We start from the raw sequence: 14,651 nt of genomic DNA, 5'->3' as shown, positions 1-14,651 counted from the left end.
GAATGAGCCTGATACATGTACGTCTGGGCAGAATATTATCTGGCGACAGATATAATCTAACAGGAGGTAAATATTCATGGCAAAAGTAGAACTTAAGCAGCCTATCGTAGACGAAATCAAAGCAAGCTTAGAAGGCGCTCAGGGCGTTGTGGTAGTTGACTACCGTGGCTTAACTGTTGAGCAGGATACACAGCTTCGTAAGCAGTTAAGAGAAGCTGGTGTCGTTTACAAGGTTTATAAGAATACTTTAGTAAAGAGAGCAATTGCAGGTACAGAGTTCGAGCCAATGGCAGAAGTTCTTGAAGGACCTAACGCTATTGCAATCTGCAAGGAAGATGCTACAGCTCCAGCAAGAGTTTTAGCTAACTTTGCTAAGACAGCAGATGCGCTTGAACTTAAGTGTGGTGTTGTTGAAGGTACTTACTATGATGCTACTGGAATCGCAGCTATTGCTAACATTCCTTCAAGAGATGAACTTCTTGCTAAGTTCCTTGGAAGCATCCAGTCACCTATTACAAACTTTGCTCGTGTTATTAAGCAGATTGCTGAGAAGAACGAAGAGGTTGCATAATTACGCGGCATAATCAGTATGATTATTGACGGACAGGTGTGACTATGTCAGCCTGCCACGAAACTTAATTAAAAGACTATTAAAAAGGAGATTATAATAATGACTACTCAGGAAATTATCGAAGTTATTAAAGGTTTATCAGTATTAGAATTAAATGATTTAGTTAAAGCATGTGAAGAAGAATTTGGTGTTTCTGCAGCAGCAGGTGTTGTTGTAGCAGCAGGTGCAGCAGCAGGTGCAGCAGCTGAAGAAAAGACAGAATTTGACGTAGAACTTACAGAAGCTGGTGCTAACAAGGTTAAGGTTATCAAGGTTGTTCGTGAAATCACAGGTCTTGGATTAAAGGAAGCTAAGGAAGTTGTTGATGGCGCTCCTAAGGTTGTTAAGGAAGGTGCTTCTAAGGAAGAAGCTGAAGAAATCCAGAAGAAGCTTGAAGCTGAAGGTGCTAAGGTTACTCTTAAGTAATTCAGATTGTCAGTTTGATACTTGCTTGACATATATATGCCGTATGGCATAGCATATATGAACAGAATTTTTAATATATTGCGGTATGCTGAATAATCACTTGATTTTTTGAAGCATATTTGGTATATTATATAAAATATGAAAAAGTTCCAGTTGTTGTATTGACAGCTGGAACTTTTTTTGTTACTATGAATAATGCACTATTATGGTATGGTGTGCATAGTATTTGCACGCATATCGATAATGTAATAAATTAATGTAAAGTAAAGAAAACTAAGGGGTGAAACGTCAATGGAGAAAAACAGAATACGTCCAGTAAAGTCAGGCAAATCGATGCGTATGAGTTACTCAAGACAGAAAGAAGTTCTTGAGATGCCTAACCTTATTGAAGTACAAAAAGATTCTTACCAGTGGTTTTTAAATGAAGGCTTAAAGGAAGTCTTTAGCGACATCTCTCCAATTGCAGATTATAACGGAAGGCTCAGTCTTGAATTCGTTGATTTTGCATTATGTGAGGAAGAGAGAAAGTACTCTATAGAAGAGTGCAAGGAAAGGGATGCTACATATGCAGCTCCACTTAAGGTACGTGTAAGACTTCATAATAAAGAGAGCGAAGATATAAGCGAACATGAAATCTTTATGGGTGACCTTCCTTTAATGACTAAGACCGGTACATTTGTGATTAATGGTGCAGAACGAGTTATTGTCAGCCAGCTGGTACGTTCACCTGGTATTTATTATGATATACAGAAGGATAAGTATGGAAAGATATTCCTCTACAGTTCAACAGTAATTCCTAACAGAGGTGCGTGGTTAGAGTATGAAACAGATGCTAACGATGTATTCTATGTTAAGGTTGATCGTAATAAGAAAGTACCTATTACAGTTCTTATAAGAGCACTTGGTTTTGGTACTAACGCAGAGATTCTTGACATATTTGGTGAAGAGCCTAAGCTTCTTGCAACAATGGAGAAGGATACATCTACTAACTATCAGGAAGGTGTACTTGAACTTTATAAGAAGTTAAGACCAGGAGAACCATTATCAGTAGAGAGTGCAGAAGCACTTATTTCTGGTATGTTCTTTGATCCTAGAAGATATGACCTTGCAAGAGTAGGCCGTTATAAATTTAATAAGAAGCTTTCATTCAGAAACAGAATTGCAGGACACATTCTTGCAGAAGACGTTGTAGATGGCAATGGTGAAATTCTTGCTAATGCTGGTGATAAGCTTACAAGAGAAACAGCTGAGAAGATTCAGAATGCAGCTGTTTCAGCGGTATTTATTGCTGCTGAATTAAAGGGTGCAGAAGGTGCGGTTACTAAGAGAACAGTTAAGGTTCTTTCTAATCTTGCTGTAGATATCACTAAGTGGGTAGATATCACAACAGAAGAAGCTAAGGAATTAGGAATTAACGAAGCTGTTTATTATCCGGTCCTTGCACAGATTTTAGCTGATAATGAGTCACTTGATGATATCAAGGATGCTATTGCTAAGAATACAGCAGACCTTATGCCAAAGCATATTACAGTAGAAGATATTCTTGCATCTATTAATTATAATATGCACCTTGAGTATGGCATTGGATACAAGGATGATATTGATCACCTTGGTAACAGAAGAATAAGAGCTGTTGGTGAATTATTACAGAACCAGTTCAGAATTGGTATTTCAAGAATGGAAAGAGTTGTTCGTGAAAGAATGTCAACTCAGGACTTAAGCGGTATTTCACCACAGTCATTAATCAATATCAAGCCTGTAACAGCAGCTATCAAGGAATTCTTTGGTAGTTCACAGCTTTCTCAGTTTATGGATCAGAATAACCCATTATCTGAGATTACACATAAGAGACGTCTTTCAGCACTTGGTCCTGGTGGTCTTTCGAGAGATCGTGCAGGTTTCGAGGTTCGAGATGTACATTATACACACTATGGTAGAATGTGTCCTATCGAAACACCTGAAGGTCCTAATATCGGTCTTATTAACTCACTTGCTTCATATGCAAGAATTAATGAGTACGGATTTGTTGAAGCACCTTATCGTATAATCGATAAGACAGACCCTAAGAATCCTAGAGTTACAGATGAAGTACATTACTTCACAGCAGATGAGGAAGATGATTTCCATGTAGCACAGGCTAATGCAGAGATAGATGAGAATGGATACTTCGTTAAGAATACAGTATCAGGACGTTACAGAGAAGAAACATCAGAATTCGATAAGAGTATGATTGATCTTATGGACGTATCTCCTAAGATGGTGTTCTCAGTGGCTACATCTATGATACCTTTCCTTCAGAATGATGACTGTACACGTGCCCTTATGGGTTCTAACATGCAGCGTCAGGCGGTGCCTCTTCTTATGACAGAAGCACCAGTAATCGGTACAGGTATAGAGAATAAGACAGCATGTGACTCAGGTGTATGTGTAGTTGCAGAAGAAGATGGTGTTGTACTTTCATCAGAATCTAACAGAATTCTTGTAAAAGAGACAAGTGGAAAGGTTCACGAGTACAAGCTTACAAAGTTCTCAAGAAGTAACCAGAGTAACTGCTATAACCAGAGACCTATCGTATTTAAGGGTGATGAGGTTAAGGCAGGAGATGTTATCGCAGATGGTCCTTCAACATCTAATGGTGAGATTGCCCTTGGTAAGAACCCTCTTATCGGTTTTATGACTTGGGAAGGTTACAACTACGAGGATGCTGTACTTCTTAGTGAGAGATTAGTAAGAGATGATGTTTATACATCAATTCATATAGAAGAATATGATACAGAAGCAAGAGATACTAAGTTAGGACCAGAAGAAATCACAAGAGATTTACCTTCTACAGGTTCAGATGCAGTTAAGGATCTTGATGAAGATGGTATCATCCGTATCGGTGCTGAGGTAAGAGCCGGTGATATCCTTGTTGGTAAGGTTACTCCAAAGGGTGAGACAGAGCTTACAGCAGAAGAAAGACTTCTTAGAGCTATCTTTGGTGAGAAGGCAAGAGAAGTAAGAGATACATCACTTAAAGTTCCACACGGTGCTTATGGTATCGTTGTAGGCGTTAAGGTATTTACAAGAGAAAATGGAGATGAATTAGCTCCAGGTGTTAACAAGAATGTCCGTATCTATATCGCACAGAAGAGAAAGATTTCTGTAGGTGATAAGATGGCTGGTCGTCACGGTAACAAGGGTGTCGTTTCAAGAGTTCTTCCAGTAGAAGATATGCCATTTCTTCCTAATGGCCGTCCACTTGATATTGTACTTAATCCTCTTGGTGTGCCTTCGCGTATGAATATTGGACAGGTGCTTGAAATTCACTTAAGCCTTGCTGCCAAAGTATTAGGTTTTAACGTAGCGACACCTATCTTTGATGGAGCTAACGAGAATGATATTATGGATACACTTGATATGGCCAATGCTTATGCTAATCATCCATTTGATGATGAAGAGCTTGCACGCGAAAAGGCAGATGCAGAAGCTAATGGTGAAGAATATCCTGCTGATATGACAACATTTACTGCTGAATACAAGGATCTTTTAAGAGATGACGTATTCCAGTTCCTTTCAGATAACAGAGCTCACAGAGCTGAATGGAAGGGCGTTCCAATCGGAAGAGATGGTAAAGTAAGACTTCGCGATGGTAGAACAGGTGAATACTTCGATAGTCCGGTTACTATCGGTTTCATGCACTACTTAAAGCTCCATCACCTTGTTGATGATAAGATCCATGCTCGTTCAACTGGTCCTTACTCACTTGTAACTCAGCAGCCACTTGGTGGTAAAGCCCAGTTTGGTGGACAGAGATTCGGAGAAATGGAAGTATGGGCTCTTGAAGCTTATGGTGCATCTTATACACTTCAGGAAATCCTTACTGTTAAATCTGATGATGTTGTTGGTCGAGTTAAGACATATGAAGCTATTATTAAGGGTGAGAACATTCCTGAACCAGGAATTCCTGAATCATTCAAGGTTCTCCTTAAGGAACTTCAGTCACTTGCTCTTGATGTAAGGGTTCTTGATCAGGACAATAACGAAGTTAAGCTTCTTGAAAGTTCGGAATATGAAGTTACAGATTTCAAGAAGGTTCTTGATGATGGTGGTTATAAGAGAAGTAGCCGTGATGAAGAAAATGAATTAAAGAACGCAGGTTATCACGCAGAAAAGCAGGGTGATGACGGTGAGGCAACCATAGAAGAACTCGGAACAGAAGATGACGATTTCGATTATGACAGCTTAGATGATGACTATGATGATTACGGTGACGGAAATATAGAAGAATAATAGAAGGGAGCACTATAATGGCAGAAGAGATTAAGTCAAATAAATCAATGAAATTTGATAAAATTCAGATAAAGCTTGCTTCTCCTGAGAGTATTTTAGAGTGGTCTCACGGCGAGGTAACTAAGCCTGAGACTATCAATTACAGAACTTTAAAGCCAGAAAGAGATGGTCTGTTCTGTGAAAGAATATTCGGACCTAGCAAAGACTGGGAGTGTCATTGCGGTAAGTATAAGAAGATTAAAGATAAAGGCATCGTATGTGATAAGTGTGGTGTTGAGGTTACTAAGGCAAGTGTACGTAGAGATCGTATGGGTCATATCCACCTTGCTGCTCCAGTTTCACATATCTGGTATTTCAAGGGAATACCTAGCCGTATGGACCTTATCCTTGATATAGGTCCTAAGAATCTTGAGAAGGTACTTTACTTCGCTTCTTATATCGTAATTGATCCAGGCGAAACAGATATACCATTCAAGAAGATTCTTACAGAAACTGAGTACAGAGATCTTTATGATCAGTATGGTAATACATTCAGAGTTGGAATGGGTGCTGAGGCTATTTTAGAGCTTCTTCACAACGTCAACCTTGAAGAAGAAGTAGCTAAGCTCAAGGAAGAGCTTGCTACTACTACTTCACAGAAGGCTGCAAGACTTATTAAGAGAATTGAAGTTATGGATGCGTTCATTGCTGCTGGTACTAAGCCAGAATGGATGATTCTTACAGAAATTCCAGTTATCCCTCCAGATTTAAGACCTATGGTTCAGTTAGAGGGTGGACGTTTTGCAACATCTGACCTTAATGATCTTTATAGAAGAATTATCAACAGAAATAACCGTCTTGCAAGACTTATTGATCTTGGAGCACCAGAAATCATTGTTCGTAACGAGAAGAGAATGCTTCAGGAAGCTGTTGATGCACTTATAGATAACGGACGTAGAAATGGCCGTCCTGTAACAGGACCTGGTAACAGAGCTCTCAAGTCTTTATCAGACTTATTAAAGGGTAAGCAGGGACGTTTCAGACAGAACCTTCTTGGTAAGCGAGTTGACTACTCAGGACGTTCAGTTATCGTTGTTGGACCAGAACTTAAGATTTATCAGTGTGGTCTTCCTAAGGAAATGGCTATTGAGTTATTCAAGCCATTTGTTATGAGAGAATTAGTAAGGCGTGGTCTTGCTGAGAACATAAAGAAAGCCAAGAAGAGCGTAGAGCATCTTGAGACAGAAGTATGGGATGTACTTGAAGATGTTATCAAAGAGCATCCAGTTATGCTTAACCGTGCTCCTACACTTCACAGACTTGGTATTCAGGCATTTGAGCCAATCCTTGTAGAAGGTAAGGCTATTAAGCTTCATCCACTTGTTTGTACAGCTTTCAATGCCGATTTCGATGGTGACCAGATGGCGGTACATCTTCCATTGTCTGTAGAAGCTCAGGCAGAGTGTAGATTTATGCTTCTTTCACCTAACAACTTACTTAAGCCATCTGATGGTGGCCCTGTTGCTGTTCCTTCACAGGATATGGTACTTGGTATCTACTACCTTACACAGGAAAGACCTGGTGTTAAGGGGGAAGGTAAGATATTCAAGAGTGTTAATGAAGCGCTTCTTGCTTATGAGAATGGAATTATAACACTTCATTCTAAGATTAAAGTTAAGATGACTAAGACTAATGCAGCTGGAGAAGAGATTTCAGGTGTTGTAGAGTCTACACTTGGTAGATTTATTTTCAATGAAATACTTCCTCAGGATTTAGGATATGTAGATAGAAGCAAGGAAGAGAATTTACTTCTTCCAGAAGTTGATTTCCATGTAGGAAAGAAACAGTTAAAGGATATTTTACAGCACGTTATCAATACGCATGGTACAACAAGAACTGCTGAAGTTCTTGATGATATTAAGGCTATGGGTTACAAGTATTCTACTAGAGCGGCTATGACAGTTTCTATTTCGGAGATGACAGTGCCACCGGTTAAGAAGCAGCTTATAGCTGATGCTGAAAAGAAGGTTGAACAGATTAACATTAACTACAACAGAGGTCGTTCAACTGATGAAGAAAGATATAAGAATGTTATCAGAGTATGGCAGGAAACAGATAAGACATTGCTTGATGCACTTCTTTCTGGTCTTGATAAGTATAATAACATCTTTATGATGGCTGACTCTGGTGCCCGTGGTTCTAACCAGCAGATTAAGCAGCTTGCAGGTATGCGTGGTCTTATGGCAGATACTTCAGGTCATACAATCGAACTTCCAATCAAGTCTAACTTCCGTGAAGGTCTTGATGTACTGGAATACTTCATTTCAGCCCATGGTGCTCGTAAGGGTCTTTCAGATACAGCCCTTAGAACAGCCGATTCAGGTTACCTTACAAGACGTCTTGTAGATGTTTCTCAGGATCTTATTATAAGAGAGACTGATTGCAGCGTTGGTAAGATAATACCTGGTATGTATGTTTATTCATTTGTTAGCGATAGAGCTACTAATTCAAGTGATGCCAAGGAAGATATTCTTGAGCCATTACAGGAACGTATTACTGGAAGATATCTTGCAGAAGATATCAAAGACCCGGCTACAGGAGAGATTATCGTTGCAGCTAACCACCTTGTAACTCCTAAGAGAGCTGCAGCTATCATTAAGACTGGTGTAACACAGGTTAAGATAAGAACTATTCTTACTTGCCGTTCACATATCGGTGTATGTGCTAAGTGTTATGGTTCTAACCTTGCAACAGGTCAGGCAGTTCAGATTGGTGAAGCAGTTGGTATTATCGCTGCCCAGTCTATCGGTGAGCCTGGTACACAGCTTACTATGAGAACTTTCCATACTGGTGGTGTTGCCGGTGATAACATTACTCAGGGTCTTCCTAGAGTAGAGGAACTTTTCGAGGCAAGAAAGCCAAAGAGCCTTGCAGTCCTTGCAGAATTCGGTGGTGTTGTTAGCTTCTCTAAGACAGAGAAGAAGACAGATATTGTAATTACTGATGATGAGGGTAACTCAAAAGCTTATCCTGTATCAAGAGATACAAGGGTTAAGGTTCAGGAAGGACAGGTTGTTGTTAAGGGTGAAGAAATCACAGAAGGTTCAGAGAATCCACATGATATCGTTAGAATCCTTGGTGTAAGAGCTGTTCAGGATTATATGCTTCGTGAAGTTCAGAAGGTTTATCGTATTCAGGGTGTTGATATTAATGATAAGCATATTGAACTTATTGTTAGACAGATGCTTAAGAAGATAGTTATTGAATCTGCTGGTGATTCAGATTTCTTACCTGGTTCACAGGTTGATACTCTTGAATTCACAGAGGTTAACGAAAAGCTTGAAGAAGAAGGTAAGAGAAAAGCAACTGGTACACCAATTATTCTTGGTATTACTAAGGCATCACTTGCTACTAATTCATTCCTTTCAGCTGCTTCATTCCAGGAGACAACAAAGGTTCTTACTGATGCAGCTATTAATGGTAAGGTTGACCCACTTATCGGTCTTAAAGAAAATGTTATCATTGGTAAGCTTATACCTGCTGGTACAGGTATGAAGAGATACCAGAATGTTGAACTTGACACAGCAGCAGCTTATGATGAGATTGAAGAGTCAGATGATGAAGTGTTAAGCTTTACTGAGGATTCAGATGAAACACTTGATTTTACAGAAAATGTAGATACATTAGATGCTGATGTCGAAGTTAGCGATGATGCTGATGTAACAGAAGATACAGAAGCGTAAGATAATAAATATAGAAGCCGTTATCCTTAGGAAAGCGGCTTCTTTTTTGTTTTATAAAATATCAATAACAAGGACAGCATAGTAATGTGATATTTTAGTAATATTTCTAATAATAAATTTTTGAAAAACTCTTGACGAATTTATTCTAAAAATATATACTAAATAAGCGTGCGAATAAGCAAGTTCTTATTTATGTACGCTGATTATATAAATGAGCAGTTTAATATGACAGGCTCACGCATTTTTCTTAGTGATTATACTAAGTGCAACCATTCATTATTCTAATTCCGGGAGGTGAAAAAGGAATGCCAACATTTAACCAGTTAGTAAGACAGGGAAGAAAGTCAACAGTTAAGAAGTCTACAGCACCAGCTCTTCAGAAGGGATATAACTCACTTCAGAAGAAGGCTACAGACGTATCTGCACCACAGAAGAGAGGTGTTTGTACAGCTGTTAAGACTGCAACACCTAAGAAGCCTAACTCAGCTCTTAGAAAGATCGCCAGAGTACGTCTTTCTAATGGAATCGAAGTTACTTCATATATTCCAGGTGAGGGCCACAATCTTCAGGAACATAGCGTTGTTCTTATCAGAGGTGGTAGAGTTAAGGATTTACCAGGTACAAGATATCATATCATCAGAGGTACACTTGATACAGCAGGTGTAGCAAAGAGAAGACAGGCACGTTCTAAGTACGGTGCTAAGAGACCTAAGGATGCTAAATAATTCATAAAGAATTAAGCATCATAAGTCTGTGATTGATTTACATGGTAAGTCAGAATATTTGCAGATTATTGCATACAATAATTTACGAACAATTAAATTAATTAGTGCCGGAGTTAGATTAATCCGAAGGTTGCAGGTTTAAGATATACGGCGCGAACACAATTTAATTTGTGAGTACCGATGAATTAATGAAACGTCGTGATGTGTCAGGCTGATGAAGCTGTAAGGCGTTCATTAGTGCTAACAATGACGACAATACAATGTTAAGGAGGGAAGAACCGTGCCACGTAAAGGACATACTCAGAAGAGAGATGTATTAGCAGATCCTATTTACAATAACAAGGTGGTTACTAAGCTTATCAACAACATTATGCTTGATGGTAAGAGAGGAGTAGCACAGAAGATTGTATACGGAGCATTTGACAGAGTCGCAGCTAAGACTGAAAGACCTGCTTTAGAAGTATTCGAAGAGGCTATGAACAATATTATGCCAGTTCTCGAAGTAAAGGCTAGACGTATCGGTGGAGCAACATACCAGGTACCTATCGAAGTTAAGCCAGATAGAAGACAGGCTTTAGCTCTTCGTTGGATGACAACATTCTCAAGAGCAAGAGGCGAGAAGACTATGGAAGAAAGACTCGCTAATGAGATTCTTGATGCAGCTAATAACACAGGTGCATCTGTAAAGAGAAAAGAAGATATGCACAAGATGGCAGAAGCAAACAAGGCTTTTGCTCATTACAGATTCTAATAATAATTATAGGAGGTTTTATCCATGGCTGGAAGAGAATATCCATTGGAGAGAACCAGAAATATCGGAATTATGGCTCATATTGATGCTGGTAAGACAACATTAACAGAGCGTATCCTTTATTATACTGGTGTTAACCACAAGATTGGTGATACTCATGAAGGTACTGCTACTATGGACTGGATGGCCCAGGAGCAGGAAAGAGGTATCACAATCACTTCAGCTGCTACAACATGTCACTGGACACCTGAAAAAGAAGGCAAGCCAGATAAGACACAGCCAGAGTACCGTATCAATATTATTGATACTCCTGGTCACGTTGATTTCACAGTTGAAGTTGAGCGTTCACTTAGAGTACTTGATGGTGCTGTAGGTGTATTCGATGCACAGAACGGTGTTGAACCACAGTCAGAGAACGTATGGCGTCAGGCTGATAAGTACAACGTACCACGTATGGCATTTATGAACAAGATGGATAAGATGGGGGCAGATTTCTTCGGATCATGCAACCAGCTTATTACTAAGCTTGGAAAGAACCCTGTACTTGTACAGATTCCTATCGGTAAGGAAGACGAGTTCAAGGGTATCATCGACTTATTTGAAATGAAGGCTTATATCTTCAATGGCGATAAGGGTGATGATATTGAAGTTGGTGAAATTCCAGCTGATTTAAAGGATCAGGCAGAAGAATACCACGATAAGCTTATCGAGCAGTGTGCTGAACTTGATGAAGACCTTATGGAGAAGTTCTTTAATGATGAAGAGCTTACAGTTCCAGAATTAAAGGCAGCTTTAAGAAAGGGTACTATCGAAGGTACAGCTATTCCTTGTCTTTGCGGTACAGCTTACAAGAACAAGGGTGTTCAGAAGCTTCTTGATGCAGTTATCGAATATATGCCAGCTCCTACAGATATCCCAGATATCACAGGTGTTGATGAAGACGGTAATGAAGTGACTAGAAAGTCATCTGATGATGAACCTTTCTCAGCTCTTGCATTCAAGATTATGACAGATCCATTCGTTGGTAAGTTAGCATTCTTCAGAGTTTACTCAGGTACATTAAACGGTGGTTCATATGTACTTAATGCTAATAAGAACAAGAAGGAAAGAGTTGGACGTATTCTTCAGATGCACGCCAACCAGAGAAAAGAAATAGATAAGGTTTACTCAGGAGATATCGCTGCTGCAGTAGGTCTTAAGATAACAGTTACAGGTGATACAATCTGTGATGAGCAGCATCCAGTTATCTTAGAGTCTATGGAATTCCCAGAGCCAGTTATCGAACTTGCTATTGAGCCAAAGACTAAGAATGACCAGGGTAAGATGGGTGAAGCTTTAGCAAAGCTTGCTGAAGAAGATCCTACATTCCGTGCTCATACAGATCAGGAAACAGGTCAGACAATCATCGCTGGTATGGGTGAGCTTCACCTTGATATCATCGTTGACAGACTTCTTCGTGAATTCAAGGTAGAAGCTAATGTAGGTGCACCTCAGGTTGCTTACAGAGAATGCTTTACAAAGCCAGTTGATATCGATAGCAAATATGCTAAGCAGTCAGGTGGACGTGGTCAGTATGGTCACTGTAAAGTACGTTTCTCACCACTTGAAGCTAACGTTGATAAGTTCGATGTTGAGACAAAGAATACAGTATTAATTAATGAACCTCCAGTTCTCTTCTGTGAGTCTTCAGTAGTTGGTGGTGCTATTCCTAAGGAATACATTCCTTCAGTTGCTGATGGTATCAGAGAAGCTGCTAACTCAGGTATCTTAGCTGGATTCCCAGTTCTCGGACTTAGAGCAGATATCTATGATGGATCTTACCATGAAGTCGATTCATCAGAAATGGCATTCCACATTGCTGGTTCTATGGCATTTAAGGATGCTATGGCTAAGGCAGCTCCAGCACTTCTTGAGCCTATTATGAAGGTTGAAGTTACAATGCCAGAAGAATATATGGGTGATGTTATCGGTGATATCAACTCACGTAGAGGACGTATTGAAGGTATGGAAGACATCAGTGGTGGTAAGATGGTTAAGGCTTTCGTTCCACTTTCAGAGATGTTCGGATATGCTACAGACCTTCGTTCTAAGACACAGGGTCGTGGTAACTACTCTATGTTCTTCGATAAGTATGAGCAGGCTCCAAAGTCTGTTCAGGACAAGGTTATCGCTTCAAGAGCTAAATAATTAGTTATTAAGTGATAGATGATAGTTAGAAGTGTCTGGCTGATGTCAGATGACTTAATAATTATCTTGATTATATAATGTACTGCGGAATACGGGTTACTGTATTTCGCAGTGGTATATATCAGGCAGATTTGTGTATATAATAAATATGTAAATTTGCCGTATAATTCAGATAAAAGTATTGGTTTACTATGCTTTTACTCAAAATATAGTTGAAATATTCTTTAAAAGATAATATAATAGATTTCAGCTATGAGAAGTCTGCTTGCAGACAAATATTCTATTTAATTAATTAGGAGGATTTTAAACAATGGCAAAGGCTAAATTTGAAAGAACAAAACCACATTGCAACATTGGTACAATTGGACACGTAGATCACGGTAAGACAACTCTTACAGCTGCTATCACAAAGACTCTTCATGAGAGACTTGGTACAGGTGAAGCTGTTGCATTTGAAAATATTGATAAGGCTCCAGAAGAAAGAGAAAGAGGTATCACAATCTCTACAGCTCACGTTGAGTACGAAACAGAGAAGAGACACTATGCACACGTTGACTGCCCAGGCCATGCTGATTATGTAAAGAACATGATTACTGGTGCTGCTCAGATGGATGCTGCTATCCTCGTTGTTGCTGCTACTGATGGTGTTATGGCTCAGACAAGAGAGCATATCCTTCTTGCTCGTCAGGTTGGCGTTCCTTACGTAGTAGTATTCATGAACAAGTGTGATATGGTTGATGATCCAGAACTTCTTGAATTAGTTGATATGGAAATCAGAGAACTTCTTAACGAATATGATTTCCCAGGCGATGATACACCAATCATCCAGGGTTCAGCTCTTAAGGCTCTTGAAGATCCAAACAGCGAATGGGGTGATAAGATTCTTGAACTTATGCACACAATCGATGAGTATGTTCCAGATCCACAGAGAGATACAGATAAGCCATTCCTTATGCCTATCGAAGATATCTTCTCTATCACAGGTCGTGGTACAGTTGCTACTGGTAGAGTAGAAAGAGGTGTTCTTAAGGTTAACGAGGAAGTTGAAATCGTTGGTATCCACGAAGACATCCGTAAGGTTGTTGTAACTGGTATCGAAATGTTCAGAAAGCTCCTTGATGAAGCAGAACCAGGTGATAACATTGGTGCTCTTCTTAGAGGTGTTCAGAGAGATGAGATCCAGAGAGGACAGGTTCTTTGTAAGCCAGGTTCAATCACACCACACCACAAGTTTACAGCTCAGGTTTACGTATTAACAAAGGACGAAGGTGGACGTCATACTCCATTCTTCAACAACTACAGACCACAGTTCTACTTCAGAACAACTGATGTTACTGGTGTTTGCGAACTTCCAGCTGGTACAGAAATGTGCATGCCTGGTGATAACGTAGAAATGACAGTTGAACTTATCCATAACGTAGCTATGGAGCAGGGTCTTCGTTTCGCTATCCGTGAGGGTGGTAGAACAGTTGGTTCTGGTGCTGTTGCTACAATCATTGAATAATTGTTATTTAATACAGTAATTTTAAGGGTTTCCGAGATTTTTCGGAAGCCCTTTTTTTGTTCTGAAATAAATGAAAAAATAGCAAAATAAGTTTAATAGCGGTGACTAAACGATGTCATAAAACAAATAATCTTTAAACAAAATTGAAACAAATAATATTCTATTTTGTAAATACTATGTCTTCTTCGGCATAGATCCTAATAAGCGATGATTACTCTATAAATTTAATTTTGTCATTTTTGATACAAGAAAGGATTGCTGTTACAGCATCAGACTCATTTATAAAATCTACAGTTTATCGATAGTAGGTCTTATATATAATATGGTTGGTTGTTAATAGAGTATTTCAACAGGAAATCACACAGGTGCTATTGTCAATTTACGAGGAACAAGTTAGAAAAAATTTATCATAATAAATAAGTGAAAGTAAAATTATTAAATATTTTTTTAATGT

The 14,651-nt window shown here is 39.1% G+C and carries 7 protein-coding genes and 1 pseudogene; all 8 read left to right on the top strand.

The annotated features are described in order from the left end of the window. Window positions 1-76: 76 nt before the first annotated feature. The 8 genes and pseudogenes from rplJ to tuf all read left to right on the top strand — a co-directional run bounded on the left by rplJ (window position 77) and on the right by tuf (window position 14,197). The gene (rplJ, locus tag C7390_RS11065) at window positions 77-571 is read left to right on the top strand and encodes a 50S ribosomal protein L10 (protein WP_022501276.1); all 495 of its coding nucleotides are present in this window, start codon (window positions 77-79) and stop codon (window positions 569-571) included. A 99-nt stretch (window positions 572-670) separates the two neighbouring features. After that, entirely contained in the window at window positions 671-1,036 is a 366-nt protein-coding gene (rplL, locus tag C7390_RS11060) for a 50S ribosomal protein L7/L12 (protein WP_022501275.1), read from the top strand. Window positions 1,037-1,381: 345 nt separating this feature from the next. After that, window positions 1,382-5,035: pseudogene (gene rpoB / locus C7390_RS11055) on the top strand (DNA-directed RNA polymerase subunit beta); the annotation flags it as partial. Between the two features lie 290 nt (window positions 5,036-5,325). Continuing rightward, window positions 5,326-9,030, top strand: a complete 3,705-nt coding sequence (gene rpoC / locus C7390_RS11050) for a DNA-directed RNA polymerase subunit beta' (protein WP_116444201.1) — start codon at window positions 5,326-5,328, stop codon at window positions 9,028-9,030. A gap of 305 nt (window positions 9,031-9,335) precedes the next feature. Next, window positions 9,336-9,755: a 30S ribosomal protein S12 gene (rpsL, locus tag C7390_RS11045; RefSeq protein WP_022501573.1), complete on the top strand. Its 420-nt coding sequence runs from the start codon at window positions 9,336-9,338 to the stop codon at window positions 9,753-9,755. Between the two features lie 280 nt (window positions 9,756-10,035). Then, the gene (rpsG, locus tag C7390_RS11040) at window positions 10,036-10,506 is read left to right on the top strand and encodes a 30S ribosomal protein S7 (RefSeq protein WP_055177101.1); all 471 of its coding nucleotides are present in this window, start codon (window positions 10,036-10,038) and stop codon (window positions 10,504-10,506) included. Between the two features lie 24 nt (window positions 10,507-10,530). Next, window positions 10,531-12,693 carry an elongation factor G gene (gene fusA / locus C7390_RS11035; protein ID WP_055177104.1) on the top strand — a complete coding sequence of 721 codons (2,163 nt, stop codon included), beginning with the start codon at window positions 10,531-10,533 and terminating at the stop codon, window positions 12,691-12,693. 310 nt (window positions 12,694-13,003) lie between these two features. Next, window positions 13,004-14,197: an elongation factor Tu gene (gene tuf, locus C7390_RS11030; protein WP_055177107.1), complete on the top strand. Its 1,194-nt coding sequence runs from the start codon at window positions 13,004-13,006 to the stop codon at window positions 14,195-14,197. Window positions 14,198-14,651 lie beyond the last annotated feature (454 nt).

This window comes from Bacteroides galacturonicus (assembly GCF_003096855.1).
In the GTDB taxonomy this organism is placed as follows: Bacteria; Bacillota; Clostridia; order Lachnospirales; family Lachnospiraceae; genus Lachnospira; species Lachnospira rogosae.
This window is presented reverse-complemented; position numbering and strand designations above follow the sequence as displayed.